Origin of the sequence: Synechococcus sp. CS-205, from assembly GCF_025128255.1 — a bacterium.
Taxonomy (GTDB): Bacteria; Cyanobacteriota; Cyanobacteriia; order PCC-6307; family Cyanobiaceae; genus Regnicoccus_A.
The window spans coordinates 103,878-128,858 of record NZ_JAHLZB010000024.1 but is presented as its reverse complement, the minus strand read 5'-3'; the positions used below and the strand labels follow the sequence as shown (position 1 = coordinate 128,858).

31 protein-coding genes and 1 other RNA gene are annotated in these 24,981 nt (G+C 66.5%); 21 read left to right on the top strand and 11 right to left on the bottom strand.

From position 1 onward, the window contains the following. The first annotated feature begins 5 nt into the window (after positions 1–5). The 6 genes from KQ297_RS05905 (at position 6) to KQ297_RS05880 (ending at position 4,930) form a co-directional block, all read left to right on the top strand. On the top strand, positions 6–1,181 hold the full coding sequence (locus KQ297_RS05905) for an ATP phosphoribosyltransferase regulatory subunit (protein ID WP_259738588.1): 1,176 nt from the start codon (positions 6–8) through the stop codon (positions 1,179–1,181). 77 nt (positions 1,182–1,258) lie between these two features. Next, positions 1,259–1,489 carry a ferredoxin family protein gene (locus KQ297_RS05900; protein WP_185464605.1) on the top strand — a complete coding sequence of 77 codons (231 nt, stop codon included), beginning with the start codon at positions 1,259–1,261 and terminating at the stop codon, positions 1,487–1,489. A gap of 315 nt (positions 1,490–1,804) precedes the next feature. Further along, a complete protein-coding gene (locus KQ297_RS05895; protein ID WP_259738587.1) occupies positions 1,805–2,005 on the top strand; it encodes a hypothetical protein in 201 nt (66 codons plus the stop codon). Positions 2,006–2,097: 92 nt separating this feature from the next. Next, positions 2,098–3,993: a molecular chaperone HtpG gene (gene htpG, locus KQ297_RS05890; RefSeq protein ID WP_259738586.1), complete on the top strand. Its 1,896-nt coding sequence runs from the start codon at positions 2,098–2,100 to the stop codon at positions 3,991–3,993. A gap of 99 nt (positions 3,994–4,092) precedes the next feature. Next, positions 4,093–4,329 (top strand): 50S ribosomal protein L28, encoded by a 237-nt coding sequence (gene rpmB / locus KQ297_RS05885; protein WP_185464607.1) that lies wholly within the window; start codon positions 4,093–4,095, stop codon positions 4,327–4,329. A 22-nt stretch (positions 4,330–4,351) separates the two neighbouring features. Further along, a complete protein-coding gene (locus tag KQ297_RS05880) occupies positions 4,352–4,930 on the top strand; it encodes a peroxiredoxin (protein ID WP_259738585.1) in 579 nt (192 codons plus the stop codon). 104 nt (positions 4,931–5,034) lie between these two features. Here KQ297_RS05880 and csaB read toward each other — a convergent pair whose 3' ends face one another. Further along, a complete protein-coding gene (csaB, locus tag KQ297_RS05875; RefSeq protein ID WP_259738584.1) occupies positions 5,035–6,111 on the bottom strand; it encodes a polysaccharide pyruvyl transferase CsaB in 1,077 nt (358 codons plus the stop codon). A gap of 132 nt (positions 6,112–6,243) precedes the next feature. On the opposite strand from csaB, the gene KQ297_RS05870 reads away from it, so the two are divergent. The 4 genes from KQ297_RS05870 to psaK all read left to right on the top strand — a co-directional run bounded on the left by KQ297_RS05870 (position 6,244) and on the right by psaK (position 7,522). Then, positions 6,244–6,387: a chlorophyll a/b-binding protein gene (locus KQ297_RS05870; protein WP_185464610.1), complete on the top strand. Its 144-nt coding sequence runs from the start codon at positions 6,244–6,246 to the stop codon at positions 6,385–6,387. Between the two features lie 152 nt (positions 6,388–6,539). Continuing rightward, positions 6,540–6,839 (top strand): DUF2499 domain-containing protein, encoded by a 300-nt coding sequence (locus KQ297_RS05865; protein WP_185464611.1) that lies wholly within the window; start codon positions 6,540–6,542, stop codon positions 6,837–6,839. Continuing rightward, positions 6,836–7,195: a DUF3593 domain-containing protein gene (locus KQ297_RS05860; RefSeq protein ID WP_259738583.1), complete on the top strand. Its 360-nt coding sequence runs from the start codon at positions 6,836–6,838 to the stop codon at positions 7,193–7,195. The genes KQ297_RS05865 and KQ297_RS05860 overlap by 4 nt, the downstream gene beginning before the upstream one ends. Positions 7,196–7,264: 69 nt before the next feature. Next, the gene (psaK, locus tag KQ297_RS05855; protein WP_185464612.1) at positions 7,265–7,522 is read left to right on the top strand and encodes a photosystem I reaction center subunit PsaK; all 258 of its coding nucleotides are present in this window, start codon (positions 7,265–7,267) and stop codon (positions 7,520–7,522) included. Positions 7,523–7,631: 109 nt separating this feature from the next. Here psaK and dxs read toward each other — a convergent pair whose 3' ends face one another. Further along, positions 7,632–9,542 carry a 1-deoxy-D-xylulose-5-phosphate synthase gene (gene dxs / locus KQ297_RS05850; protein ID WP_259738582.1) on the bottom strand — a complete coding sequence of 637 codons (1,911 nt, stop codon included), beginning with the start codon at positions 9,540–9,542 and terminating at the stop codon, positions 7,632–7,634. A gap of 107 nt (positions 9,543–9,649) precedes the next feature. Here dxs and ilvA point away from each other — a divergent pair, with 107 nt between their 5' ends. The 3 genes from ilvA to KQ297_RS05835 are packed head-to-tail and all read left to right on the top strand — an operon-like array spanning position 9,650 to position 12,130. Beyond that, positions 9,650–11,212 carry a threonine ammonia-lyase, biosynthetic gene (gene ilvA / locus KQ297_RS05845; protein WP_259738581.1) on the top strand — a complete coding sequence of 521 codons (1,563 nt, stop codon included), beginning with the start codon at positions 9,650–9,652 and terminating at the stop codon, positions 11,210–11,212. Positions 11,213–11,266: 54 nt separating this feature from the next. Beyond that, the gene (gene scpB / locus KQ297_RS05840; protein ID WP_259738580.1) at positions 11,267–11,809 is read left to right on the top strand and encodes an SMC-Scp complex subunit ScpB; all 543 of its coding nucleotides are present in this window, start codon (positions 11,267–11,269) and stop codon (positions 11,807–11,809) included. 30 nt (positions 11,810–11,839) lie between these two features. Continuing rightward, complete coding sequence (locus tag KQ297_RS05835; RefSeq protein ID WP_185464616.1) at positions 11,840–12,130, top strand: YggT family protein; 291 nt, start codon at positions 11,840–11,842, stop codon at positions 12,128–12,130. A 19-nt stretch (positions 12,131–12,149) separates the two neighbouring features. Here KQ297_RS05835 and KQ297_RS05830 read toward each other — a convergent pair whose 3' ends face one another. Together KQ297_RS05830 and KQ297_RS05825 are read right to left on the bottom strand one after the other, a co-directional pair. Continuing rightward, positions 12,150–12,578 (bottom strand): hypothetical protein, encoded by a 429-nt coding sequence (locus KQ297_RS05830; RefSeq protein WP_259738708.1) that lies wholly within the window; start codon positions 12,576–12,578, stop codon positions 12,150–12,152. Positions 12,579–12,740: 162 nt separating this feature from the next. Next, on the bottom strand, positions 12,741–13,070 hold the full coding sequence (locus KQ297_RS05825; RefSeq protein WP_259738579.1) for a nucleoside triphosphate pyrophosphohydrolase family protein: 330 nt from the start codon (positions 13,068–13,070) through the stop codon (positions 12,741–12,743). A gap of 74 nt (positions 13,071–13,144) precedes the next feature. Here KQ297_RS05825 and pyk point away from each other — a divergent pair, with 74 nt between their 5' ends. The 5 genes from pyk (at position 13,145) to KQ297_RS05800 (ending at position 19,081) form a co-directional block, all read left to right on the top strand. Next, a complete protein-coding gene (pyk, locus tag KQ297_RS05820) occupies positions 13,145–14,932 on the top strand; it encodes a pyruvate kinase (RefSeq protein WP_259738578.1) in 1,788 nt (595 codons plus the stop codon). 98 nt (positions 14,933–15,030) lie between these two features. Continuing rightward, entirely contained in the window at positions 15,031–16,260 is a 1,230-nt protein-coding gene (locus tag KQ297_RS05815) for an ABC transporter permease (RefSeq protein ID WP_259738577.1), read from the top strand. A 142-nt stretch (positions 16,261–16,402) separates the two neighbouring features. Then, on the top strand, positions 16,403–16,666 hold the full coding sequence (locus tag KQ297_RS05810) for a DUF1830 domain-containing protein (protein WP_259738576.1): 264 nt from the start codon (positions 16,403–16,405) through the stop codon (positions 16,664–16,666). A gap of 132 nt (positions 16,667–16,798) precedes the next feature. Continuing rightward, a complete protein-coding gene (gene ftsH / locus KQ297_RS05805; protein WP_259738575.1) occupies positions 16,799–18,724 on the top strand; it encodes an ATP-dependent zinc metalloprotease FtsH in 1,926 nt (641 codons plus the stop codon). A 120-nt stretch (positions 18,725–18,844) separates the two neighbouring features. Then, on the top strand, positions 18,845–19,081 hold the full coding sequence (locus tag KQ297_RS05800) for a hypothetical protein (protein WP_399251281.1): 237 nt from the start codon (positions 18,845–18,847) through the stop codon (positions 19,079–19,081). An 18-nt stretch (positions 19,082–19,099) separates the two neighbouring features. On the opposite strand, the gene clpP is transcribed toward KQ297_RS05800, so the two are convergent. Further along, entirely contained in the window at positions 19,100–19,690 is a 591-nt protein-coding gene (gene clpP, locus KQ297_RS05795; protein ID WP_259738574.1) for an ATP-dependent Clp endopeptidase proteolytic subunit ClpP, read from the bottom strand. A gap of 102 nt (positions 19,691–19,792) precedes the next feature. Here clpP and psb29 point away from each other — a divergent pair, with 102 nt between their 5' ends. After that, positions 19,793–20,563, top strand: coding sequence for a photosystem II biogenesis protein Psp29 (gene psb29 / locus KQ297_RS05790; protein WP_259738573.1), 771 nt, complete (start codon positions 19,793–19,795; stop codon positions 20,561–20,563). 25 nt (positions 20,564–20,588) lie between these two features. Here psb29 and KQ297_RS05785 read toward each other — a convergent pair whose 3' ends face one another. The 3 genes from KQ297_RS05785 to petN form a co-directional block, all read right to left on the bottom strand. Continuing rightward, complete coding sequence (locus KQ297_RS05785) at positions 20,589–22,076, bottom strand: hypothetical protein (RefSeq protein ID WP_259738572.1); 1,488 nt, start codon at positions 22,074–22,076, stop codon at positions 20,589–20,591. 130 nt (positions 22,077–22,206) lie between these two features. Next, entirely contained in the window at positions 22,207–22,380 is a 174-nt protein-coding gene (locus KQ297_RS05780; RefSeq protein WP_185464626.1) for a hypothetical protein, read from the bottom strand. Between the two features lie 26 nt (positions 22,381–22,406). After that, positions 22,407–22,508, bottom strand: a complete 102-nt coding sequence (gene petN, locus KQ297_RS05775; protein WP_185464627.1) for a cytochrome b6-f complex subunit PetN — start codon at positions 22,506–22,508, stop codon at positions 22,407–22,409. Positions 22,509–22,575: 67 nt separating this feature from the next. Here petN and clpS point away from each other — a divergent pair, with 67 nt between their 5' ends. Then, positions 22,576–22,866: an ATP-dependent Clp protease adapter ClpS gene (gene clpS / locus KQ297_RS05770; protein ID WP_259738571.1), complete on the top strand. Its 291-nt coding sequence runs from the start codon at positions 22,576–22,578 to the stop codon at positions 22,864–22,866. A 27-nt stretch (positions 22,867–22,893) separates the two neighbouring features. Here clpS and KQ297_RS05765 read toward each other — a convergent pair whose 3' ends face one another. After that, positions 22,894–23,124, bottom strand: a complete 231-nt coding sequence (locus tag KQ297_RS05765; RefSeq protein WP_259738570.1) for a hypothetical protein — start codon at positions 23,122–23,124, stop codon at positions 22,894–22,896. A gap of 67 nt (positions 23,125–23,191) precedes the next feature. On the opposite strand from KQ297_RS05765, the gene KQ297_RS05760 reads away from it, so the two are divergent. Further along, complete coding sequence (locus tag KQ297_RS05760) at positions 23,192–23,473, top strand: DUF2103 domain-containing protein (protein ID WP_259738569.1); 282 nt, start codon at positions 23,192–23,194, stop codon at positions 23,471–23,473. A 3-nt stretch (positions 23,474–23,476) separates the two neighbouring features. Here the strand turns inward: KQ297_RS05760 and ssrS are convergent. Together ssrS and KQ297_RS05750 are read right to left on the bottom strand one after the other, a co-directional pair. Then, a non-coding RNA gene (ssrS, locus tag KQ297_RS05755) (6S RNA) lies at positions 23,477–23,658 on the bottom strand. Between the two features lie 6 nt (positions 23,659–23,664). Further along, positions 23,665–24,915, bottom strand: coding sequence for a 5-(carboxyamino)imidazole ribonucleotide synthase (locus KQ297_RS05750; RefSeq protein WP_259738568.1), 1,251 nt, complete (start codon positions 24,913–24,915; stop codon positions 23,665–23,667). Positions 24,916–24,981 lie beyond the last annotated feature (66 nt).

Sequence of the window (24,981 nt, the reverse complement as noted above, 5' to 3'; positions counted from 1 at the left end):
CGCCCATGGCCCTGCAACCCGCCGCCGGCGCCAGGGATCTGCACCCGCGCCAGGTGGACCGCAACCGCCAGCTCTGCCAGCGCCTGGCGGCGGTGTACCGGCTGTGGGGCTACCGGGAGGTGGCGCCGCCGATGGTGGAGCGCCTCGACACCCTCGAAGCCGGTGGCGGCATCGCCGAGCGCGACGTGGCCCGGCTGATCGCCGAGGAGCCCCTCGGGCTTCGACCGGAATTGACGGCCTCGATCGCCCGGGCCGCCTGCACGCGCCTGGCTGATCGGCCCCGTCCGCTGCGGCTGTGGGCCGAGGGCAGCACCTTCCGCACCTTCACCGGTGATGGCGGCGGCCAGCGTCTGAGCGAGCGTCTCCAAAGCGGCGTCGAGCTGCTGGGGGTCCGCTCCGCCGCCGCGGACGCCGAACTGATGGCCCTGCTGCTCGCCTGCAGCGAAACCCTCGGCCTCCAGGCCAGCCATCAACCCAGGTTGCTGGTGGGCCACCACGGCGTTCTCTCCGCCCTGCTCGAGGACCTGCCGGCCGCCCATCGCCCCAGGGCGCGCCAGGCCCTCTCGGGGTTCGATCCCCTGGCGATCGCCCGTCTGCCCCTGCCCCAGGCCCAGATCGATCGGCTGCAGGCGCTGCTGCGCCTGCGCGGAGAGCCGACGGTGGTGCTCCCCCAGCTGCGACGCCATCTGGGGGAGAGCCCCCTGATCGACGAGCTGGCTGGCTCCCTGGAGATCGTGGCCCCCACGGCCGCACGGCTGGGCATCAGCCTGCAGCTCGATCCCAGTTTCCAGCCCCATTTCGACCTCTACGACGGCATCGTGCTCAAGCTGGTCTGCCTGGGAGCCGAGGCACCGGTGGAGATCGCCAGCGGCGGCCGCTACGACGCCCTGGTGGGTCGTTTCGGAGCAGAGGCGGCCGAGGCGGCCGGGGTGGGCTTCGGCTTCTCGATCGAGGACATCCGGGATCTGCTGCTCAGGCCCGGCAGCCGCGATCCGGCCGGCCGGCCGGTGCTGGTGGCCTACGGCAACCACTCCAGCCTGGCCAGGGCCCTGGAGTGCCTCGCCCGCCTGCACGAGAAGGGCCAGAGCGCAGAACTGCTCCCCGATGCCTGTCCCAGCCGGGACCAGGCCGAAGCGGCCGCCCAGCGCCGGGGGTGCTCGGCCCTGGAGTGGCTCCCCTGAACTGCCTGGTCAGGTTCTGCCGGCAGCGCCCTGACGCGGCAAATTTCTAGGATCGTCACCCGCAGCTTCCAGCAGCCATGGCCCACAGCATCGTCACCGACATCTGTGAGGGGGTGGCGGATTGCGTGGATGCCTGCCCGGTGGCCTGCATCCACCCGGGCCAGGGTGCCAATGCCAAGGGCACATCCTTTTACTGGATCGATTTCGACACCTGCATCGACTGCGGCATCTGCCTGCAGGTGTGTCCGGTGAGCGGCGCGATTCTGCCTGAGGAGAAGCCAGGATTGCAGAAGGGCGGCTTCCAGTAGGTTTCAGCCGCCGAAATTGTTCCGATGGCCTGGATTGGCCGCTTCCGGCCTCACCCCGGCCCAGCAGGCTGCCGAGCTCAGACCCCCAGGGGCAACGGCAGCCCGGGGAAACTTTGAGGCTTCGCCGTGAACTGGGCAAGGTCTGAGCAGACTCTGGGCCGGGAAACCCCCACACCGAGAAAAAACTGGTGCAGCCGTCCCCCCAGCACCATCGCCATCGCCATCGTCGCCCTGGTGCCCGGCGACCAGCGGCCAGACCGACGTTGACAGCGAACCCGGATCGAGCTAGTACACCTGTACTTGCCACAGGTGTCGATGGCCGTCGCTTCCCCCTATGCCGTCTTTCGCGCCGCGGATGAGCCCTGGCTCACCGAGGCGCCGCCGCGCAGACCCAACCCACGCCGCCACACCACCAGGGCCACCAAAGCCGCCAGGATTGCCAAAGCCGCCCTGCAGCCGCCCCCCTGGGAAAGGCTGATCCAGGGGGAGCTGTTTGCCGGAGGCCTCCTGCCCTAGTGGGGGGGGGGCGGTTTCCTGCCCATGGCGCCCCCTTGGCGGGACCCCCTGCCGGGATCGATCCTGAACGGCACGACGTTGCCAGTGGGACTGTGCTTCAAGCCGAACAGGGCCAGATCCAGATCCATACAGAAAATATCTTCCCGATCATCAAGAAGGCCGTCTACAGCGGCCATGAGGTGTTCCTGCGGGAACTGGTGAGCAACGGGGTGGATGCCATCAGCAAGCGCCGCATGGCCGCCATGGCCGGCGACTGCAGCGAGGGCGACGAGGGCAGGATCCAGATCCGCATCGACCGCGAGGCCAAGACCCTCACCATCTCCGACAACGGCATCGGCATGAGCGCCGAGGAGGTGAAGCGTTACATCAACCAGGTGGCTTTCTCCAGCGCCGAAGACTTTCTCGAGAAGTACAAGCGCGAAGACGAGGCGATCATCGGCCATTTCGGCCTTGGGTTCTACTCCAGCTTCATGGTGGCCAGCCAGGTGGAACTGGTGACCCTCAGTGCCCGCGAAGGGTCCGAGGCCGTGCGCTGGAGCTGCGATGGCTCCCCCAACTTCAGCCTCGAGGCCGCCGAGCGCAGCGAACCCGGCACCGACGTGATCCTGCACCTGATGGAGGAGGAGCTCGAGTACATCGAGCCCGCCCGCCTACGCACCTTGATCACCACCTACTGCGACTTCATGCCCGTTGAGGTGCAGCTGGAGGGCGAAACCGTGAACAAACGGGAGGCGCCCTGGCGCAAGAGTGCCCGCGACCTCAGCGACGACGACTACATCCAGCTCTATCGCTACTTCTACCCCTTCCAGGGTGACCCCCTGCTCTGGGTGCACCTCAACACCGATTACCCCTACACCCTGCAGGGCATCCTCTACTTCCCGAAGATCACCGGCCGGGCCGACTGGGAGAAAGGCGAGATCCGCCTTTACTGCAATCAGGTCTTCGTGAGCGACTCGATCAAGGAGGTGGTGCCCCGCTACCTGCTGCCCCTGCGCGGCGTGATCGACTCCCCCGACATCCCCCTGAACGTGAGCCGCAGTGCCCTGCAGACGGACCGCAGGGTGCGCTCGATCGGTGGCTTCGTGGCCAAGAAGGTGGGCGACCGGCTCAAGGAACTGCACCGCGATGAGCCAGCCCGTTATGCCGAGATCTGGGAAGGGATCGCTCCCTTCATCAAGATCGGCGCCATAGAGGATGAGAAGTTCGCCGATCAGGTGGCCGAGCTGATCCTGTTCGGCACCACCGCGGACGCAGGGGAACCCGACCCGATCGCCGTCGGCGAGAAGGCCTACACCACCCTCTCCGGCTACCGCAGCCGCCTGAGCAGCACGGAGGAGCAGCGCATCCTTTACTGCACCGATGAAGCCGCCCAGGCCGGGCCGCTGGCCCTCTGGCAGGGGCAGGGGGCCGAGGTGCTTCTGGCCGACACCCTGATCGATGCCCAGTTCATCCCCTGGCTGGAGGACCGCCACGGGGAGCTGAAATTCCAGCGGGTGGACGCGGAACTCGATGCCAGCATCCAGGAGCAGGACAGCAGCTTGAGTGATGCTGACGGCACCGACAGCTCCGAGAAGTTACGGGAGCTGTTCAGGGGTGCCCTGGCCAACGAGAAGGTGACCATCCAGGTCCAGGCGCTCAAGGGGGAGAACACGCCGGCGGCCCTGATCCTGCTGCCGGAGCAGATGCGCCGCCTCAACGACATCGGCGCCCTGATGGAGCAGCGCCTGCCCGGACTGCCTGACCACCATGTGCTGGTGGTCAACCGCCGTCACCCCCTGGTGGCTGGCCTGCAGAAACTCTCCAGTGGCGCCGTTCTCACGGGTGTGGGCACAAGCTCCCCCAGCCAGCAGCTGGCCGAGGAGATCAGCTGCCACATCTATGAACTGGCCCGCCTGGCGGTGGGGGGCCTGGAGCCGAACCAACTGGCCGGTTTCCAGCAGCGCAGCGCCGACCTGATGGGCCGGCTGATGGAGAAGGGCCTCGGCTGAATGCGCTGGGTGGGGGCCACGCCCACTTTGTTAAGATGATTTCTTGGCAACATTCCGGACTTCTGGTGGTTGCCTGTTCCCTGCGTATCGGCTGGATTCATGTCCCGGGTTTGTCAGCTCACCGGCAAGCGCGCCAACAACGGCATGGCTGTCAGCCATTCCCACGTGCGCACCAAGAAACTTCAACAGGTCAACCTGCAGGAACGCCGTCTCTGGTGGGCTGAAGGCAACCGTTGGGTGAAGCTGCGGGTCGCTACCCGCACCCTGCGCACCATCCAGAAAAAAGGCCTTGGCGCCTACGCCCGCGAACTGGGCATCAACCTGGCCAAACTCTGAGCTCCCTCCGAGTCTGCGCCCAGTGAACCGTCGCCAACTCCTGGAAGGTGCGATCGTTCACGCCCGCGCGGCCATGGCCCTCTCCGGCCTTGGAGCTGCTCTGCTCTCCTGGCCGCTCAAGGCCCGGGCCCTTGGCGGCACTCTCCCCTCTCTCGGTGAGCCGGCGCCCGAGTTCCGTCTGCCCGGTTTCGGCCCCGGACTGGATCGCTCAGGCAGCCTCGGGCTCAGCGACCTGCATGGTCGCTGGCTTGTCCTCTATTTCTATCCCAAGGATTTCACCGGGGGTTGCACCCTGGAGGCGCGAGGCTTCCAGCGGGATCTTGAAGAGTTCCAGGAGCTCCACTGTGAGGTCGTGGGCATCAGCGCCGATGATCTCGAGGCCCATGCCTCCTTCTGCGACAGCGAAGGACTGGTGTTCCCCCTGCTCTCTGATCCCGGCGGGGTCGTGAGCCGGCGCTACGGATCCTGGATCGCCCCCTTTTCCCAGCGGCACACCTTCCTGATCGACCCTGAAGGAGTGCTGAGGGCCCGCTGGGTGGCCGTTCGCCCCCTTGGCCACAGCCGAGAGGTGCTTGATCAACTGATCAGCCTTCAGCTCTGAGCGCCCCAAGGCTCCAGAAGCCGGACATCCCGTGAATGCCTGGAGCAGGTTTCCACTTCCCGGCAGCATTGTTCACTTTGGGCAGTCTCTGCGCTGAACAAAGCTCAGCGGCCCAGCCAGCGGCCCAGCAGATCACCATGCACAGCGCTGGCCCGTCGCAACCGCTCCACCACCAGCGGCTGGGGCGGCTGATCCAGCTGCAGCCTCCAGATCTCGGCCAGCCCGTGCCACTGCTCGAGGGCCCCGTGGGTCTTGGACTGATCCAGTTCGAGACAGGGGCAGGCCAGGGCTGTGGCGGCAGCGCTCACCTTCGGGTCGTAGCTGAGCGCCACCAGGGGGGCACCGGCAAGAGCCGCCACGATCAGCCCATGCAGCCGCATCGAGAGCACCAGGCCGGCCTGGCTGAAGATGGCCATCGCCTCCCCGGGAGTGGCCACCTGCACTTCCCGGCTGCGCAAGGCCAGCCGCTGGGGCAGCAGAGCCTGGCTCGCAAGCTGGGCGAGCAACCCACGGTCCTGATCGCGGTGAAAGGGAAGCCAGATCACCTCCCGATCCGCCGCCGCCGCCACGGCGTCCAGGGCTTCAAGCAGTGGCTTCCATTCTTCGCCCTGGAGCAGTGATGTGGGCCTCCAGCAGAGCACCAGCGGACCCTGGCGGCCGTGCCAGGGCTGCGGTGTCAGCGACCAGACGGGATCACTGCCCAGCAGGCCCCCATGTCCCCAGGCGGCGGCGAGAGCGGCTGACTGGGGATCACGCCAGCTGCTGGCCTGCACCAGAGCCAGCAATCGCCGCACCAGCAGGCGGCTGCGCCGACGCCGCAGGGGGCCGAGCCCCTGGCCCCAGAGCAGCACCGGCTTGTCCTGAAGCCGCGCCGAAACGATCAGAGCGGCGTAGTACAGAAGGCTGCGGAAGCTTGTGGCGTCCTGAAGCAGGCTGCCGCCTCCGAGGACGAGGGCATCACAGCTGCCCAGGGCTCGCCGCACCGCCTTGAACTCGCGCCTGGGGCAGGTGCGCACCCCCAGGCGCTGCTCCACTTCACCCTGATCGAACGCGGTGACGATGGGCTCACACCCCTCGGGCAACTGAGCCAGCAAGGCAGCGAGCAGGGCATCATCTCCCAGGTTGTGCTCGCCGTAGTACCCGCAGAGCAGCGGATGAACCCCCTTATGGGCTGGCTCCACCAGACACCCGCTGCGATCTCCAGAGACGTTAGGGGAGCAGCCCGTGGCGGCAGGCGCTGGCACGAACTCACCGAGAACGTGGCCAAGCCGGTTACTTGCTGTTACAATTTGCGCAACATTGCTTCACAAGTGATGACCACCTCCGATTCCCGCTTCGGCTTTGTCTCCTTCGCAGAAACCTGGAATGGCCGTCTGGCCATGCTCGGCTTCGTGATCGGCCTTGCCACCGAACTGCTCACCGGCCAGGGCATCCTCAGCCAGATCGGCCTGGGCTGAACCAGCCAACCTGAATTTCATCCGCCCTGTCCGTCTTGCGGGCAGGGTTTTTTGTTGGATCTGCTCCCCTGAGCCTTTGGCCTGGCCAGCACCTGGCCGCAGGTCAGCCTCGGAAGTCCGTAAATTACGCCTCCACGTGGGTGCCGGGCGCCATGCATGCCCTTTCACTTCCCACCTGGTGGATCCACGTGGCCTCGGTGCTGGAGTGGATGCTGGCGATGGCCGCCGTGATCCATTGGGGAGAGCGCCGCGGAGAAGCGGAATGGCGCTGGCTTGCCCTGGCCATGCTGCCGGCCCTGGTGAGTGCAATGGCGGCCTGCACCTGGCATCTGTTCGACAACCCCCTGGAGCTTCAGGGTCTGGTGGTCTTCCAGGCCGGCACCACCCTGCTGGGGAACGTGGCCCTGGCCGCGGCGGCCTGGAGGCTGCTTCCTGAGGGGAGCCGGCCATGAGCCCGTTGTTGTTCGGCAGCAGCGGAGGGTCCTCCCTGGGCTGGCTGGCGTCCCTGGCATCGGTGGACCCTGGTCCCCTGTTCGTGCTCTCCCTGCTGCCCTATCTGGCCTTCCTGCGCTGGGCCCGACGCAGCGATCGCTTCCCTCCAATGGCCCTGCGGGGCTTCCAGTTCACGCTGGTGTTCGTGGCGGTCACCATCGTTGCCGCAGTGGTGGCGGAGCAACGCTTCGGCCAGCAGCTGGCCGATGTCGATCTTCTGCACGGGAGCGCCGAGTCCTTCCTGACCGTGGCCAACCTACTGGTGCTCTGGGGGTTCAGCCGCACAGCCGAGCCGTCATCCGGGCCTGAGCAGTGAACAAGTCTTAAGCGTCGGTGAACACCCAGCGGTTCCCCCAGAGGATGGGGCGTCAGTTTTTGATCGACCATGATCGCTCCTCTTCTCGCCATGGCGCCCGCCTCGCTGACCTGGTCGCCGAAGGTGGCGTTGGTGATGATCGTGTGCAACGTGATCGCCATCGGCATCGGCAAGGCCACCATCAAGTACCCCTCCGAAGGTGCTCAACTGCCCAACGCCCAGTTCTTCGGCGGCCTGAGCCACGCCTCGCTGCTGGCCACCACCAGCCTGGGTCACATCTTCGGCATCGGTGCCATTCAGGGTCTGGCCTCACGCGGCGTGCTCTGAGCACAGGCAGCCATAGTCTCACTCAGTCAGAGAGTGTTCGAGGGCGGGGCATGACCCGCCCTTTTTGCTGAGCCTCAGATCATCTCATCGAGTGTCTTGAGGCTGTGGTTCAGACCACCACCGGCTGACGGCGGACGCCGAGGGCAAAGCGCTGAAGGATGCGATCGGCCATCTGGGGCGGCGTGAGGCCCAGGGCCTTCTTGCTTTGCGCGGGGCTGGCGTGGTCCACCAACTGATCGGGGATGCCGATCCGGAACACGGGAACCATCACCTCGTGGTCGTTGAAGCATTCCACCACCGCCGCGCCGAATCCCCCGGGGAGTGCACCTTCTTCCATGGTCACCACCCGGCCGATGCGGCGGGCCAGGGGCAGAATCAGGCTTTCATCCAGGGGGCGCAGGAACCGGGCGTTGACCACAGCGGCCCGGATGCCCTGCTCCTGCAGCAGACCGGCGGTGGCCATCGCCGGTGCCACCATCGCGCCATAGGCCACGATCAGCAGATCATCGCCATCGGCCAGCTGCTCGCCGCGGCCGATCTGAAGGGGCTCCCAGCCTTCTTCCATCAGGGGCACCCCCTCCCCTTCGCCCCGTGGGATGCGAATGGCACAGGGCCCGTCATGGCCGATCGAGGTGACGAGCATGCGCTGCAGCTCGGCCTCATCCTTGGGGGCCATCACCGTGAAATTCGGCACGGCCCGCAGATAACTGATGTCGTACTGGCCCTGGTGGGTGGGCCCATCGGCACCCACGATGCCGGCCCGATCCAGCACGAAGGTCACGGGCAGTTTCTGGATGCCCACGTCGTGGATCAGCTGGTCGTAGGCACGCTGGAGGAAGGTGCTGTAGATGGCCACCACGGGCTTGAGCCCGGCCGTGGCCATGCCGGCCGCCATGGTGACCGCATGCTGCTCGGCGATGCCGACGTCGAAATACTGCTTGGGCAGAGCTTTCTCAAGCAGATCGAGGCCAGTTCCGGTGGCCATGGCCGCGGTGATCCCCACCACGGTGGGATCCTGTTCACAGATCCGCACCAGGGTCTGCCCGAACACCTTGCTGTAGCTGGGGGGTTTCGGCTTGCTGGAGGGAAAGGCCTTGCCGGTCTTGAGGTCGAAGGCCGACTGGGCGTGGTAGGCCACCTGATCGGCCTCGGCATAGGGGTAACCCTTGCCCTTGGTGGTGGCCACATGCACCAGCACCGGACCCTCGCAGCGGTGGGCGGCGGTGAAGGTGCGCACCATCTCGGCAATGTCGTGGCCGTCGATCGGGCCCATGTAGGTGAAGCCCAGCTCCTCGAACACCGCGCCCACCTTGGGCACCGCCAGCCGGCGCATGCTCTCCTTGAGCCGCTCCAGCTCGGGCGGCAGCTCGCCATGCATGAAAGGGAGGTGCTTGAAGGCCTCCTCAGCGCTGCCGGAGAGGAACTGCAGCGGCGGGCTCAGCCGCATGCGGTTGAGATAGGTGGAGAGGGCTCCCACCGGCGGCGAGATCGACATGTCGTTGTCGTTCAGCACCACCAGCAGCGGAGTCCGGGGCAGGTGCCCGGCGTGGTTGATCGCCTCGAGGGCCATGCCACCGGTGAGGGCACCGTCGCCGATCACCGCCACGCACTTGAACTCCTCGCCACGGCGGTCGCGGGCCAGGGCCATGCCCAGGGCCGCCGAGATGCTGGTGGAGGCGTGGCCTGCACCGAAGTGGTCGAAGCGGCACTCGCTGCGCTTGAGATAACCGGCCACACCGCCCTGCTGGCGGAGGGTATGGAACTGGTGATAACGCCCGGTGATCAGCTTGTGGGGATAGGCCTGGTGACCCACGTCCCACACCACCCGGTCCAGCTCCAGGTCGAGGGTCTGGTAGAGGGCCAGGGTGAGTTCCACCACGCCCAGGCCAGGGCCGAGGTGGCCTCCGCTGGTGGACACCACCTCCAGATGCTTCTCACGAATCTGACGAGCGATGGCTTCAAGCTCGCCGATGCTGAGGCCATGCAACTGGTTGGGATGGCTCAGCTCGCTGAGATGCATACCCTGATCAGATCTGAGAATTCAATCTAGGTCCTGCCTCCAAAGGAGTGGGGGCAACAGTCACCATTCCTGAAGCCGACCCTCCAGAGGCCCGGCACACTGGGGAGATGGACGACACAGTGCAGCGCATCCTGCGGGCCCGGGTCTACGACGTGGCGATCGAGTCGCCGCTGGATCCGGCCCCAAACCTCTCGCGGCGGCTGGACAACACCGTGCTGCTCAAGCGTGAGGACCTCCAGCCGGTCTTCTCCTTCAAGCTGCGCGGCGCCTACAACCGCATGGCCCAGCTCAGGGCCGACGAACTGCAGCGGGGGGTGATCGCCGCCAGCGCCGGCAACCATGCCCAGGGGGTGGCTCTGGCGGCCGATCGGCTGGGCTGTCACGCGGTGATCGTGATGCCGCTCACCACCCCCGCCATGAAAGTGCGGGCCGTGGCCGCCCGCGGGGCCGAGGTGGTGCTGCACGGAGACACCTACGACGAGGCCTGCCAGCAGGCCAGGGTCCTGGAGCAGGAGCGGGGCCTCACCTTCATCCATCCCTTCGACGATCCGGAGGTGATCGCCGGCCAGGGCACCGTGGGCCTGGAGATCCTGCGCCAGTGCTCGGCTCCACCCGATGCGATCTATGTGGCTGTGGGCGGCGGTGGCCTGATCGCCGGCATCGCCGCCTTCATCAAGAACGTCTGGCCCGAGGTGGAGGTGATCGGCGTCGAGCCGGTGGATGCCGATGCCATGACCCGCTCCCTGGCGGCGGGCCGGCGGGTGAGCCTGGAGCAGGTGGGGCTGTTCGCCGATGGGGTGGCGGTGCGCCAGGTGGGAGTGCACACCTTTGAACTGGCCCGGCGCTATGTGGACGCCATGGTCACGGTGGACACCGATGAAATCTGCGCGGCGATCAAGGACGTGTTCGAGGACACGCGCTCGATCCTCGAGCCGGCAGGGGCCCTGGCGGTGGCCGGCATGAAGGCCGACGTGCAGCGGCGCGGACTGAAGCGACGCACCCTGGTGGCCGTGGCCTGCGGCGCCAACATGAACTTCGACCGGCTGCGCTTCGTGGCCGAGCGGGCGGAGCTGGGGGAAGAGCGTGAAGCCATGCTGGCGGTGGAGATTCCCGAGCGACCCGGCAGCCTGCGTCAGCTCTGTGAGCTGCTGGGCTCCCGAAGCCTGACCGAGTTCAGCTACCGCATGGCGGACCACCGCCTGGCTCACATTTTCCTGGGCGTTCAGATCGACGGGCGCCGGGACACCGAGGCTCTGATCAGCCAGCTCAGCGAAGGTGGCTTCCCCTGCCTCGACCTCAGCGATAACGAACTGGCCAAGCTGCACCTGCGTCACATGGTGGGCGGGCGCCTGCCTGAGGCGGCCTGCCGCGCCGGGGCTGCCCTGCCTCGGGAACTGCTCTATCGCTTCGAGTTTCCCGAACGGCCTGGCGCCCTGATGGCCTTCGTCAACGCCCTGCACGCCAACTGGTCGATCAGCATCTTCCATTACCGAAACCAGGGGGCCGACGTGGGCCGCATCGTGGTGGGGGTTCAGGTGGAGGAGCGGGATTCCGAGGAGTGGGACCGCTTCCTCTCCGGCCTGGGCTACCGCCACTGGGACGAGACCGGCAACCCGGCCTATCGGCTGTTCCTCGGCCCCGCCAGCCAGCCGGTGCCGGCCCTGGCCTGAGGCTCCCCCTGGTCAGCTGCGGTACCGTGCGCCCAACGATGGGCGGCTGCGAGCATGTCCAGCGAATCCCTGTCTCTGCCGGCCCGGCTGGAGGCCATCCTTTACCTCAAAGGCCGCCCGCTCAGCCTGGGCGAGCTGGCCGAGATCGCCTCGGCCGGACTGAGCGATCCGATCGAGCGGGGCGAGGTGGAGCTGGCCCTGATCACCCTGATGGCCGACTATGCCCACCGGGACACGGCCCTGGAAATCCGCCAGGACAGTCAGCGCTTCAGCCTTCAGCTGCGCGACAGCCATGCCGATCTGGTCCAGACGCTGCTGCCGGTGGACCTCTCCACCGCCACCCTGCGCACCCTGGCCACCGTGGCCCTCAAGCGGCGCATCCTTCAGTCGGATCTGGTGGAGCTGCGCGGATCGGGCGCCTACGACCACATCAAGGAGCTGCTGGCCCAGGACTTCATCGAGCGGCGGCGACAGAGCGACGGCCGGTCCTTCTGGATCAGCCTCAGCGACAAGTTCCACCGCACCTTCGCCGTCACCCAGCTGCAGGAGACCCCTCCAGCCATCCAGGACAGGACAGGGGGGAACGAAGCTGCATAGAGTCGGATGAAGTCACTTCAGGCCTTGTCCATGTCGATCCTGAGCCAGATCCTGGCCGTGCTGGCGCAGACCCTCAGCATCTACAGCCTCGTGCTGCTGGTCAGGGTGCTGCTGAGCTGGTTCCCCAACCTCGACTGGAGCAACCCTGTCCTGAGCACGGTGAGCTCGATCACCGACCCTTACCTCAACGCCTTTCGCGGCCTGATTCCGCCCCTGGGAGGTCTTGATCTCTCGGCGATCATCGCCTTCATCACCCTCAGCCTCGTGCAGGGGCTGCTGGGCAACCTCAGCGGGTCCCTGATGGGTGGTTTCGGCTACTGAGCAGGCCTCCTGGGGCCGCTCAGCCCGGATCGAGCAGGGCCTGCTCCAGCGGCAGCAGCTCATCGCCTGAGCCGGCACGCACCCGCACCGGGGCGTTGAATCCCCTGGCCTTGGCATGGCTGACCCTGAGGGGACCGGGGGTACCGGCCGGCACCGCCAGGCGCAGGGCGAAGCTGGAGTTCCCCGGGGGGACATCGCCGAGGGAGCCAACCCGGGTGCGGTTCTGAAGCACCGGCTCACCGCTGCGGTCACTGATCACGGCGAACAGATCCGCGTCGATCACCGGCTGGGAGCGCGGGTTGCTGACCGTGCCGCGCAGGGCATAGCAACGGGCCCCACTCGGACGTTTCAGCTCAGGCTGGGCTCCGGGATCATCCGCCGGACAGGGCTCCAGGCGGACTTCGCTCACGGCCAGATCCAGCGCCCAGGCTGGTGCCGCCGGGGCCATCAGCAGCAGCAGGGCCAGCGCCAGGGCCAGCACCTTGGGCAGGCTCCTGACCTGGCCGCCTGAAGCGGGCCTGGAAGAAGGTGATCTCAAGGGATTCTTCGCGAGGGGCATCCGTCGGGCCAGGCGAGGGGGATCTGAAGAGGATGGCTTCAAGGCAGGCCCTCAGCGGTGATCGCCGCTGCCTCCGAGAGTGTTGCGTTCGGCCCGGGCGGCCAGCTTGGCCAGGTTGCCCCGGGCAACGGCTTCCAGATCAAGCCCCAGTTCACTGGCCAGCTGGGCGACGTACCAGAGAACATCACCCAGTTCGAGGGCCAGATCCTCCACCAGCGGCGGCTCGAACACACCTCCTCGATCGCGCAGCACCTTCTTGACCTTGTCGGCCACTTCACCGGCCTCACCGCAGAGGCCAAGGGTGGGATAGATGGGATTGGAGCCCACCTGGGGGTATCGGGCCGTGGTGCGTGCCTGGCGCTGGTACTGGTTCAGATCCATGGGTTCGGCACCATCGGTGGCAGGAGCGGGGCGGGACCGGATGGTAGTTTCCGCCTGAACCTTCGGCCTTTCCGATGGCGCAGCCCGATCTGTCGCGTCGCACCAAGATCGTGGCCACCATCGGTCCAGCCACGGAGTCCCCCCAGCGACTGCGGGACCTGATCCAGGCCGGCGCCACCACGTTTCGGCTCAATTTTTCCCACGGGGACCATTCCGAACATGCCGCACGGATCGCCACGATCCGTCAGGTGGCCCATGAGCTGGGCATCCATGTGGGCATCCTCCAGGATCTGCAGGGTCCCAAGATCCGCCTGGGCCGCTTCGAAGGCGGTCCGATCACCCTGGCCAACGGCGATCCCTTCGCCCTCACCTCCCGGCCGGTGAGCTGCAACCAGAGCATCGCCACGATCACCTACGACCGCCTGGCCGATGAGGTCACAGCCGGCAGCCGCATCCTGCTCGACGACGGCCGCGTCGAGATGGTGGTCCGCTCGGTGGACATTCCCGAGCGGACCCTGCACTGCACCGTTGTGGTGGGCGGGGTGCTCTCCAATAACAAGGGGGTGAATTTCCCTGACGCGCAGCTCTCGATCCGGGCCCTCACCACCAAGGATCGGGAGGACCTCAGCTTCGGCCTGCAGCAGGGGGTCGACTGGGTGGCCCTCAGTTTCGTGCGCAACCCCTCCGACATGCAGGAGATCCGCGAGCTGATCAGCAGCCAGGGGCACAGCACACCTGTGATCGCCAAGATCGAGAAGTTCGAGGCGATCGACCAGATCGATGCGATCCTGCCGCTCTGCGACGGCGTGATGGTGGCCCGGGGCGACCTGGGGGTGGAGATGCCCGCCGAGGAGGTGCCCTTGCTCCAGAAGGAGCTGATCCGCAAGGCCAACACCCTGGGGATCCCGATCATCACCGCCACCCAGATGCTTGACAGCATGGCCAGCTGCCCGCGCCCCACCCGGGCCGAGGTGAGTGATGTGGCCAATGCCATCCTCGATGGCACCGATGCCGTGATGCTCTCCAACGAAACCGCCGTGGGTGACTACCCCGTGGAGGCGGTGGAGACCATGGCGCGCATCGCCCGTCGCATCGAGCGCGACTATCCCCGCAGGGTCGTGGACAGCCACATCGCCTCCACCATCCCCAATGCGATCAGCCAGGCGGTGAGCACGATCGCCCGCCAGCTGCAGGCCGCCGCGATCCTCCCCTTAACCAAAAGCGGGGCCACTGCCCGGAACGTCAGCAAGTTCCGCCCCTCCACCACGATCCTGGCGATCACCAGCGAGGTGCAGGTCGCCCGCCAGCTGCAGCTGGTCTGGGGGGTGAACCCCCTGCTGATCGGCCACCAGAAGTCGACCACCAGCACCTTCACCCTGGCCATGGGCGTGGCCCAGGAGAGGGGCCTGCTCAGGGAGGGCGATCTGGTGGTTCAGACCGCAGGCACCCTCTCGGGAGTGAGCGGCTCCACAGACCTGGTCAAGGTGGGCATCGTCTCGGCGGTGCTGGGCCGGGGCCTCGGCATCGGCAACGGCTCGGTGAGCGGCCGGGTGCGCGTGGCCACCAACGCCGAGGAAGCGGCTCGGCTGGAGACCGGAGAGATCCTGGTGGTGCGCGAAACCACCGCCGCCTACCTCGATGCCATCCGCAAGTCCAAGGGGGTGATCGCCGAAGAGGCCGGCTGTGACAGCCATGCAGCGGTGATCGCCCAGCGGCTGGGGGTTCCCGTGATCGTGGGCGTGGCCAACGCCACGTCCGACCTGCGCCTCGGCGAATTCGTGACCCTGGAGGTGCGCGAGGGGGTCGTTCACCGCGGTGCCCGCAACCACACCCAGGCTGACCGCAGCGAAACGATCCTCTGAGAGAGGATTCTCGGCCTGGATCTCCGGGGCCGGCGGGTCAGTCCCGCCAGCGGCAGCCACTGCTGGCCATGATGCGGACCTGATCTCTGCTGGTGGCCATGGCCTCGAAACTGCCCATGGCGGAAACCGTGGGGATGGCCCTCAACACCCTCAAGGCCAACAGGCTGCGCAGCCTGCTGACCATGCTGGGGATCGTGATCGGCAACGCCTCGGTGATCACCCTGGTGGGGGTGGGCAAAGGGGCCCAGAACCTGGCGGAGGGCCAGCTCAACACCCTGGGGGCCAACGTCCTGTTCGTGGTGCCCGGCAACAACGACACCCGCCGTCAGGGAATCCAGAATCCGCGCACCCTTGTGCTGGAGGACGCGGAGGCGATCGCCGAGCAGGTGCCGAGCGTGCGCCGGGTAGCTCCTCAGATCACGATCAACGAGGTGGTCCAGTCGGGGGGAAACAGCTCGAACGCTTCGGTTTCGGGGATCACGCCCGAGTTCCTGCCGGTGCGTCGCTTCGAGATCGCCCAGGGCCGATTCTTCAGCGAGGACGACATCAATGGGGCCCGCAACGTGGCAGTGATCGGCCCTGATCTCAAGCAGAAGCTGCTGCCCTCCGGCTCCGCCATCGGCCAGACCCTGCGCATCCGCGATCAGTCCTTCGAGGTGGTCGGTGTGATGGCCGCCAAAGGCGCCGCCTTCGGCACCAACCAGGACGAAGCCGCCTACATCCCGCTCTCGACGATGGTGAGCAAGCTCAGCGGCCGGGATCCCACCTATGGGGTTGTGCTCACCTTCATCAGCGCTGAAGCCCGTGACGAAGCCAGCACCAGCGCGGCCAAATTTCAGATCACCAACCTGCTGCGCCGCCGGCATCGCATCCTCAGAGAAGACGATTTCGCCGTGCGCTCCCAGCAGGACGCCCTCTCGATCGTGGGCACGATCACCGGGGGACTCACCTTGATGCTCGGGGCGATCGGCGGGGTGTCTCTGCTGGTGGGCGGCATCGGCATCATGAACATCATGTTGGTGTCGGTGAGCGAGCGCACCCAGGAGATCGGCCTGCGCAAGGCCGTGGGTGCCCGCAGTGGCGATGTGCTGCTGCAGTTCCTGGTGGAATCGCTGGTGCTCGCCAGCCTGGGGGGGCTGATCGGCAGTGCGGTGGGCCTGGGAACGGTGGCGGCCGTCAGCCGCTTCACGCCCCTGCCGGCCGCCATTGACAGCGGCAGCGTGCTGTTCACGGTGGGACTGTCCGGATCGATCGGGCTGTTCTTCGGGGTGGTGCCCGCGCGCAGGGCCTCGCGCCTGGATCCGATCGTCGCCCTGCGCAGCCTCTGACGGCACAGATCCTGCGGAACCACCAGGGTGCCGGCCACGGCAGCTCATCAAGAAAACCTTAAGAAAGCCGAACGGTGCTGACCGTGACCAAAGCCATGGGGGGATGGTGGCTTGATGGTTGAACCCCGACGAAACTCCTCCCTTGGCCCTGCTGTCCTGCGGTTATCGCAATTCCAGCGACCGTATGGTGATTCTGCGTTCCTGCGGGCCCGGCGACTTCTACCTCGAGCGGGTGATCTTTCCCTTTGAACTGCTGAGTTTCCAGGCCCCCAAGGGAGCGGAACTGGAAATCTGGACCCACGGCCTGGGGGGACCTGAACTGCTGGAAACGCTGCCGAGCTCCGAGCTGCTGATCGAGCCCCCGATCTCGATACCATCCAGGAAAGCGACGACCCAGCCTGGCTGAGCATCAGCTGAAGCTCTGTCACCGGAGCTCGCGACTGAAGGTAACCATGACAAGCTGAAAGCCATGGCGCGGCGGCCGGGAACCCTCGGCTGAGGATTGCGCGCTTTACACTTGTTAAAAATCCCCTCAGCCATGAATCAGCGCTGGCGTCTGTTCGCTCTCTGGCTGCTCCCGATCGGAGTAGCCCTGTTCCTTGGCTGGCAGGTGCTGGGGAACGGCGGCGCCAGCCGGTTCACACCTGAGGGTCGCACCGGCACCGTGGCCCCGCGCAACGCGGCCGTGGCGCGCATGAGCTACGGCCGCTTCCTCGACTACATCGAGGCGGGCCGGGTCACAGCGGTGGATATTTTCGATGGGGGCCGCAGTGCCGTGATCGAGGCGGTGGATCCCGACCTGGACAACCGCGTGCAACGGCTGCGGGTCGATCTCCCTGGCCTGGCGCCCGAGTTGATCAACAACCTCAAGTCCCAGGGGATCAGCTTCGACATCCACCCCCCTCGCACCACCCCTCCGGCCCTGGGAATCCTCGGCAACCTGCTCTTCCCCCTGCTGCTGATCGGATCCCTGATCTTCCTGGCGCGCCGATCGTCCTCCATGCCCGGCGGACCTGGTCAGGCCATGCAGTTCGGCAAGACCAAGGCCCGTTTCGCCATGGAGGCTGAAACCGGTGTGATGTTCGACGACGTGGCCGGGGTGGAGGAGGCCAAGGAGGATCTCGAGGAAGTGGTCACCTTCCTGAAGCAACCGGAACGCTTCACCTCCGTGGGCGCCAAGATCCCGAAGGGCGTGCTCCTGGTGGGTCCTCCCGGTACCGGCAAGACCCTGCTGGCCAAGGCCATCGCCGGTGAGGCCGGCGTGCCCTTCTTCTCCCTCTCAGGCTCTGAATTCGTGGAGATGTTCGTGGGCGTCGGCGCCAGCCGCGTGCGCGACCTGTTCAAGCGGGCCAAGGAAAACAGCCCCTGCCTGATCTTCATCGATGAAATCGATGCGGTGGGACGTCAGCGCGGTGCCGGCATCGGTGGCGGCAATGACGAGCGGGAGCAGACCCTCAACCAGCTGCTCACCGAGATGGATGGCTTCGAGGGCAACAGCGGCATCATCATCATCGCCGCCACCAACCGACCCGATGTGCTCGATTCGGCGCTGATGCGTCCCGGCCGTTTCGACCGCCAGGTGAGCGTCGACGCGCCGGACATTAAGGGACGGCTCTCGATTCTCAAAGTTCACTCCCGCAACAAGAAGCTCGCGGAGGATGTGTCCCTCGAGGCGATCGCCCGGCGCACCCCGGGGTTCACCGGCGCCGATCTGGCCAACCTGCTCAATGAGGCGGCCATCCTCACAGCCCGCCGCCGCAAGGAGGCCACCAGCCTCGCTGAGATCGATGATGCCGTGGATCGGGTGATCGCCGGCATGGAGGGCAAGCCTCTTACCGACGGTCGCAGCAAGCGGCTGATCGCCTACCACGAAGTGGGCCATGCCCTTGTCGGCACCCTCGTCAAGGACCATGACCCTGTTCAGAAGGTCACCCTGGTTCCCCGCGGTCAGGCCCAGGGTCTCACCTGGTTCGCGCCCGACGAGGAGCAGATGCTGGTCAGCCGCGCCCAGCTCAAGGCCCGCATCATGGGAGCTCTTGGTGGCCGTGTGGCTGAAGACGTGGTCTTTGGCCACGCCGAAGTCACCACGGGCGCCGGAGGCGACATCCAGCAGGTGGCCAGCATGGCTCGCCAGATGGTGACACGGTTCGGCATGAGCGATCTGGGGCCTGTGTCGCTGGAGGCCGGCAATCAGGAGGTGTTCCTCGGCCGCGATCTGATGACCCGCAGCGATGTCTCCGACTCCATCTCACGGCGCATCGACGAGCAGGTCCGCAGCATCGTGGACCTCTGCTACCGCGACACCCAGCAGTTGGTCTCGAGCCATCGTGACTGCATGGATCGACTCGTGGAGATGCTGATCGAGAAGGAAACTCTCGATGGCGATGAGTTCCGCGCCGTGGTGGCCGAATTCACGACCATTCCCGAGAAGGACCGCTTCTCTCCCCTGCTGCCCGCTTCCTGAACTTGTGCAGAGCCCGCCGGCCCAGGCGGGCGCCGCTCGGGCAAGGTTCAGGTTCTTAACCAAACCTTGTCCCGCCCGGTTGAGGTCGGTGCTTACCCTGAGTCATTGCGTATCCAGGTTTTGAGCAGCACCCGCTCTCCTATGGAGTCGTTCAGTCCCTATCACGGCGACGACTGGAGTCCGCAACGGCTGGCTTTTCACCAGAATCTTGAGCGTTTCGCTGATCGCGTGGGCCTGATCGTAGGTCTGCAGAGCAACGGCAAACTCAACCAGGATCAGGCTTACGATGAGATTCGCAAGCTCTGGAAAGAACTCAAGGGCAGCAAGAACGGCCTGCAGATCCCCAGCGAAGAGTGATCAGCAAAGCTGAATCATTCAGACCGGCCGGACGGGTCGCTTTTCAATCACCTTGTCGATCAGTCCGTAGCTCACGGCCTCAGCAGGCGACATGAAGAAGTCTCTGTCAGTGTCGAGCTGAATGCGATCCAGGGGTTGGCCGGTACGGTCGGCGAGTTCGCGGTTCAGTTTGTCCTTCAGGAAGAGGATCTCATCCGCCTGAATGCGGATGTCGCTGGCCTGGCCGCGGGCACCACCAAGGGGCTGGTGAATCATGATCCTGGAATGATGCAGGCTGCTGCGCTTGCCCTTGGTACCTGCGGTGAGCAGAAAAGCTCCCATGCTGGCGGCCAGGCCCACGCAGACCGTCTGCACATCCGGCTTGATGTGCTGCATCGTGTCGAAGATGCCCAGGCCGTCATAGACGGAACCTCCGGGGGAATTAATGTAGAGAAAAATATCCTTCTCCGGATCCTCCGCCTCCAGAAAGAGGAGTTGCGCCACGACCCGGTTGGCAGACTCTGCGGTCACGGTCTCGCCCAGAAAAATGATCCGCTCACGCAGGAGCCTGGAATAGATATCAAAGGCGCGTTCACCCCGGCCAGAATCCTCAATCACGATCGGGATCATCGGCAACGGCAGAGCAACTGCCGCGATCCTACCGAGGTCGGTGCTCGCAGCGCCCGATCGCCCCGGGGGGGGTGCAGCGCTAATGTCCAGGCATTCGTGCGGATGAGTGTGAGCGCCTGCCTCACCGTTGCTGACAGCAAGCGTGCCTTCCACGCAGCCTTTCCCTATGTGATCGGTCCTCTGTACCGGCGCATGGTCGATGAGCTTCTCGTCGAGCTGCATCTGCTCAGCCGGCAGAGCGGATTCCGCAGCGACCCGCTGTTCGCAGTGGGGCTCACCCAGGTCTTTGATGGTTTCGCCAAGGGCTACCGGCCGGAGCAGCAGCGTGAGCCCCTGTTTGCGGCCCTCTGCGCCTCCTCGGGCTTCGATGCCGAGCGGATTCGCGCCCAGCATGACGCCGCCGTGGCAGCGGTGGGAGAGCACAGCCTCGAGGAAGTGAAGCAATGGCTGGCCCAGCGGGGCGAGGGGGCCCCTGAGCCGATCGCCGGGGTGCTGGCCGGTATCGACAGGCCAGATTTCCACTACTCACGCCTGTTCGCCGTGGGGCTGCTCAGCTTGCTGCAGCGAGCCCGTGGCGCCGAAGCCGTGGAACCCCAGGCCCTCAGGGAGGCCGCCCATCAGATCGGTGAATCCATGGGTCTGATGAAGGAACGGGTCGACAAGGACCTCAACCTCTACGCGAGCACTCTGGAGAAGATGGCCCAGGCCGTCGAGCTGATGGAGGAGACCCTTGCGGCGGAACGCCGCCGCCGTGAGCGTCAGGCTCAGGAGAAACTGGCCCCCCCCGCCACCGCCAACCCCACCGGGGAGAGCCAAGGCGAATCCGGACCCGCGGCTGAGGCCACCCCTCCCACTGCCCCCCAGGGGGGCTGAGGATCCGACACCGACAGGGGCCTGCTCAGCGCTCGCCCGGCTGAGGGGGATCCTTCGCCTTCGCTGGGGGCTTGAGTGGGGAGATGCTTGACGGGCTCGCAGGGGAGGGCTCCAGACGCAAGGAACCCCACAGCCACGACAGCCCGGACCCGCTGCTCTGGGAGCTGCCGGCCCTGGATCTGGACGCTCCCGCCGGAGCGGAGACCATCTCCAGCTGGCTGGAGCGCCTGGCCACCGCGGGCAGGTCCGGGGGCAGCAAGCCAAGCTCGGAGAGGGCTGAAGGCCTGGCCCGCAGACTGAGCCCCCCACCCGCCGGAGCCATGGCCGCTGGGAAGCGCTCTCCCCCCGGAAGCCCGGCGCCGAGCACGAACAGCAGCTCAGGGGCACCACCGGATGCCGGCACCACCCAGCGCCAGCCGCCCAATGGCGTGCCGTCTTCGCGCAGCCAGAGGCTGCTGGGCAGCTTCGCCTGCACGGCGCTCGCCCCGGACTTGCCGGTGCTGGAGCGCTGATCGCTCAGACCCTGGCTCTCCAGGGCCTGGCCCAGCGTCGCCAGCCAACCTGTCCAGCCTGAGCGGTCCTCGCCCACCGCCAGTTGCAATTCCAGAGAGGCCAGAAAGGGGCCCTTGGACTGGGGCCTGAGCCTCAGCAGGAACGGGGTGCCCTTCAATCGCTCCAGGGCCGTCTGATCAAGGCCATAGCGATCCATCAGCGGTCGCCGGATCACTGCATTGCTGAGCAGGGCCTCCAGCAACTGATCAAGCCGTGCCCCGGCCACCTCCAGCAGCAGGTTCTCCGGCAGGGGCTCCCGGCTGCGGGCCGGCTCAGGAGGCTGCGGCGATGCCGCTACCACCGAATCTGGCTTGGCACTGGCCTCTCCCTGCCAGTAGAGGCCATCAGCCTCGGCGCTGACTGTGAGACAGCCCTGCTGGAATCCCTGCAGAAGCGGGGCGAGGTCACCCGAGATCTGGGCCAGGGCCAGCTTGGTCCAGACCACGGCCTGGCGAGTTCGCAACAGGTTCACGCAGCGTTGCTCCAGGCCGCGGGGCGGGCGGGAGGTGCGGGTCAGTTGCTGCTGGAGGGTCTGCTCGGAGAGGGGATCGGGAGCGATCACCACCAGATCGTCCACCCGCAGGGCCCCCTCCGGCAGGGCCATGCTGGCCTGAGGGCCGAACAGCCGGGCCGGCACCACCAGGTGGGCGGACCCTTCCCGACCCCAGAACTGCCACCAGGGTCCCCGCTGGCGGGCCCAGAGCCTGGCGGCCGGCTCAGCTCCAAGACGCTCCTGCCACAGCAGGGGCACCGGCCGCACATCAGTCGACTGAAAGCTCTGAACCAGCGTGGCCATCGCCACCACCCGCTCCAGCCCCTCGGCGTTCGAGCGGGGAAATCGGTGGAGCTGGCTGGCCGGGGCGAGCACCAGCAGAGCGATCACGGCCGAGGTGATCGGCAGAGGCCCAAGCCGAGGAGGCCAGGGCAGACCACCCTTCCAACGGGGCAGGGAGAGGGTCATCAGTGAGGGGAGGGCATGACAGACAGCGTGGTGCGCCACCGTGCCCAGGAGCCATCTGGAGCGGGCCTCAGCCAGCTCGGCTGGTGATTCACGAACCAGGGGCCATGGATGCAGGCGGGCCTCGCCCGCGTCACCGCCGACCGGAGGAGAGGCGACCGGATGCCGGGCGTGAGCCACGGCTGGCTCGGCGACGATCACGCCACTCGACCGCTGAGAGATAGATCACCCCTCCCGTGACGAAGACCAGCAACACAGAGGCGGTCAGCGCCAGGACATTGGTGCTGGTGAGTGGGAGTTCAGGCATCCGGGTGAGAAACGATCCTTCGTGGATCAGAAGTTGATCGTGCCGTCGCCGTTACGACCCCAGACGACCATGGCGATCGAAAAACTGAAGAGGGCAGCCAGGGAAGCCCAGGCGAGGGTGATGAGCATGGGGGCGCCCCAGCAACGATTATCGAGAGTTTACCTAGTGTGGGTCGCCACCAGCCGCAGAACAACGATGGCAGCCCCGGGAGCCCAGACGATCCCGGCGGGAATCCGCCTTCGCCAGCCCTATCCCCACTTCAGGGTCGTGGTGCTCGACGACGACGTCAACACGTTCCAGCACGTGGTGAACTGCCTGGTGCGCTACCTGCCGGGCATGGGACCCGACCGCGCCTGGGAGCTGGCCCATCAGATCGATCGCGGGGGTTCCGCGGTGGTCTGGAGTGGGCCCCAGGAGCAGGCCGAGCTGTACCACCAGCAACTCGGCCAGGAGGGCCTGACGATGGCCCCGCTCGAGCGGGAGTGATTCGGGAAGCTCAGGCCCAAGCAAGGCTCAGGCCAGCCCCGGCAGCGCCTCCTCCTGCGGACGGACGGTGAACATCGGCAGATTGCGCACCTGCAGGCTCAGAGCCCTTCTGTCGAGCACGTAGCTGAACAGCCGCCCGGAGCAGACCGCCAGGCCGCTCACCTGCCTCCGCAGGGGCTGGGCCATGGTGAGCACCTCAACGGCCTCGCCGAGTTGCCGGCTGAGCTCGAGGCTGAGCGATGTGCGTGTCAGGTCCACCGAGGCTCGGCGAGGCTCTCTTGTCTTAGCCAGCCCACCTACAGTTGACCATTGGGGAGAAATACCCATGGGTCGGGTTGTGATCACCCACAGCACCTACCTGGAGGGCCTGATCCCCGTACTCAAGGTGCTGGCCCGGGAGGAAGGCATCGACACCATCACCCCGGCCGTGATCAGCCGGGTGAAGGGGCACAGCCCGCGCCTACGGCTGCGGGTGTCGATCCCGATCAACGGAGGGTTCAAGCTGCTGGCCAGGCGCGGCAGCACCGCCCAGGAAGTGTTCGTGGTCACGTCCTGGGCAAAAGACCAACTCCAGGACTGCCTGGATCGCCTCTGCCGGAAGGGATGAAAAGGGTGAACCGCTGTGCCGTCTTGCCCCAGTGTTCGACCTGGTAGTACCAGAGGGGCAGTCAAAGTGGGGTTTCGTTTCCGGCAACGAGGCCGGTGTACGTCACCGTCACGACAGACCACCCACGTCGAAGAGGGAGTCAGATCAGAAACTGTGAAAGGCAGTCACCAACACAGCAGTCCTCGCAAACTCTAAGGGGTCCGCTCCGGTGGCAGCGGCCAGATCGCGCGCACCTCAGCCAGACGGATTTCTGCCTCCAGGGCCCGCTCGGCTGCGTCCGTGGCCTTGAGCACCAGGGTGATGTGGCCCAGCTTGCGCCCAGGCCTGGCCAGACGCTTGCCGTACCAGTGCAGGCTGGCATCGGGCAGAGCCTCCAGAGCCTGGCGTTGCCTGGCGTAGGCCGCGGTGGAGGTCTCGAAGCCCAGCAGGTTCACCATCAGCGCGCCGTTCAGCTCCATGGTGATGTCCCCCAGGGGTTGCCCTGAAACGAGGCGCACCTGCTGGGCGAACTGACTGGTGCGGGTCGCCTCGATCGTGTAATGGCCGGAGTTGTGGGTCCTTGGCGCCAGCTCGTTGATCAGCAGCCCCGAAGGTCCGTAGAAGAACTCGATCGAGAGCACTCCCACATACTCAAGGGCGGCCAGCAGCGAGGCCGCCACATTGCGGGCCCGGGCCTGCACCGCCTGGTTGGCGGCGGCAGGAGCCAGCACCCAGTCGCAGACCTGATCGTGCTGGTGGGTCTCCACCAGGGGATAGCACTGCACCGCGCCCTGGTGGTCGCGGCAGGCCACCAGGGCCAGCTCCTGCTCGAAGGCCACCAGGTCCTCCAACAGCCAGAGGCCAGGATCCACAGACTCGATCAGGGCCTCCAGCTCCTGCTGACTGCGGATCACCCGGGTGCCGCGGCCGTCGTAGCCCCCCCTCGCCGCCTTGGCCATCAACGGGAAGTCAAACCCCGCCGGCAACTGCGGCGTCAGGGGTGGCAGCGGCTCCTGCTCTCCGCCGGCGTCCTGATCGGCCTCGGCCTGCGGCGCTTCATCCTCCTCAGCCGGTGCCGGGGGGATCAGCACCTGCTCGAGTGGAAACCAGCGGGGCGACGGCAGGCGCAACCGCTCCAGCAGCAGCCGCTGCTGACGTTTGCAGACCAGATCCGCCAGGGACTCCAGGCGGGGGATGAACACCACACCCTGCTGCTCGAGCGGGGCGAGGGCGTCGAGATCGAGCCATTCGTTCTCGAAACTGATCGCCGAAGCCTTCTCGGCCAGGCGGCGGGTGGCCTCCGCATCATCAAGAGGGGCACGCACCACACTGCTGGCCAGCCGGGCGGCGGGATCGGTGAGAGCGGGGGTCTGGACGTGGAGCTCAATGCCCTGCTCCCGAGCTGCCGCAGCCAGCATCCAGGCGAGCTGGCCGCCTCCCACCACCCCGATACTGCCGCTCATCCCTCACCTCCAGGACGACACCCCACAGGGGCCGCGTGCCGATTGAGCAGCTTGCCACTCCCCTGA

Coding starts and splice junctions, on each gene's coding strand:
- KQ297_RS05905 (WP_259738588.1), top strand. CDS start 6: ATGGCCCTGCAACCCGCCGCCGGCGCCAGGGATCTGCACCCGCGCCAG.
- KQ297_RS05900 (WP_185464605.1), top strand. CDS start 1,259: ATGGCCCACAGCATCGTCACCGACATCTGTGAGGGGGTGGCGGATTGC.
- KQ297_RS05895 (WP_259738587.1), top strand. CDS start 1,805: ATGGCCGTCGCTTCCCCCTATGCCGTCTTTCGCGCCGCGGATGAGCCC.
- rpmB (WP_185464607.1), top strand. CDS start 4,093: ATGTCCCGGGTTTGTCAGCTCACCGGCAAGCGCGCCAACAACGGCATG.
- KQ297_RS05870 (WP_185464610.1), top strand. CDS start 6,244: ATGACCACCTCCGATTCCCGCTTCGGCTTTGTCTCCTTCGCAGAAACC.
- KQ297_RS05865 (WP_185464611.1), top strand. CDS start 6,540: ATGCATGCCCTTTCACTTCCCACCTGGTGGATCCACGTGGCCTCGGTG.
- KQ297_RS05860 (WP_259738583.1), top strand. CDS start 6,836: ATGAGCCCGTTGTTGTTCGGCAGCAGCGGAGGGTCCTCCCTGGGCTGG.
- psaK (WP_185464612.1), top strand. CDS start 7,265: ATGATCGCTCCTCTTCTCGCCATGGCGCCCGCCTCGCTGACCTGGTCG.
- dxs (WP_259738582.1), bottom strand. CDS start 9,542: ATGCATCTCAGCGAGCTGAGCCATCCCAACCAGTTGCATGGCCTCAGC.
- ilvA (WP_259738581.1), top strand. CDS start 9,650: ATGGACGACACAGTGCAGCGCATCCTGCGGGCCCGGGTCTACGACGTG.
- scpB (WP_259738580.1), top strand. CDS start 11,267: ATGTCCAGCGAATCCCTGTCTCTGCCGGCCCGGCTGGAGGCCATCCTT.
- KQ297_RS05835 (WP_185464616.1), top strand. CDS start 11,840: ATGTCGATCCTGAGCCAGATCCTGGCCGTGCTGGCGCAGACCCTCAGC.
- KQ297_RS05830 (WP_259738708.1), bottom strand. CDS start 12,578: ATGGCCCCGGCGGCACCAGCCTGGGCGCTGGATCTGGCCGTGAGCGAA.
- KQ297_RS05825 (WP_259738579.1), bottom strand. CDS start 13,070: ATGGATCTGAACCAGTACCAGCGCCAGGCACGCACCACGGCCCGATAC.
- pyk (WP_259738578.1), top strand. CDS start 13,145: ATGGCGCAGCCCGATCTGTCGCGTCGCACCAAGATCGTGGCCACCATC.
- KQ297_RS05815 (WP_259738577.1), top strand. CDS start 15,031: ATGGCCTCGAAACTGCCCATGGCGGAAACCGTGGGGATGGCCCTCAAC.
- ftsH (WP_259738575.1), top strand. CDS start 16,799: ATGAATCAGCGCTGGCGTCTGTTCGCTCTCTGGCTGCTCCCGATCGGA.
- clpP (WP_259738574.1), bottom strand. CDS start 19,690: ATGATCCCGATCGTGATTGAGGATTCTGGCCGGGGTGAACGCGCCTTT.
- psb29 (WP_259738573.1), top strand. CDS start 19,793: ATGAGTGTGAGCGCCTGCCTCACCGTTGCTGACAGCAAGCGTGCCTTC.
- KQ297_RS05785 (WP_259738572.1), bottom strand. CDS start 22,076: ATGACCCTCTCCCTGCCCCGTTGGAAGGGTGGTCTGCCCTGGCCTCCT.
- KQ297_RS05780 (WP_185464626.1), bottom strand. CDS start 22,380: ATGCCTGAACTCCCACTCACCAGCACCAATGTCCTGGCGCTGACCGCC.
- petN (WP_185464627.1), bottom strand. CDS start 22,508: ATGCTCATCACCCTCGCCTGGGCTTCCCTGGCTGCCCTCTTCAGTTTT.
- clpS (WP_259738571.1), top strand. CDS start 22,576: ATGGCAGCCCCGGGAGCCCAGACGATCCCGGCGGGAATCCGCCTTCGC.
- KQ297_RS05760 (WP_259738569.1), top strand. CDS start 23,192: ATGGGTCGGGTTGTGATCACCCACAGCACCTACCTGGAGGGCCTGATC.
- KQ297_RS05750 (WP_259738568.1), bottom strand. CDS start 24,915: ATGAGCGGCAGTATCGGGGTGGTGGGAGGCGGCCAGCTCGCCTGGATG.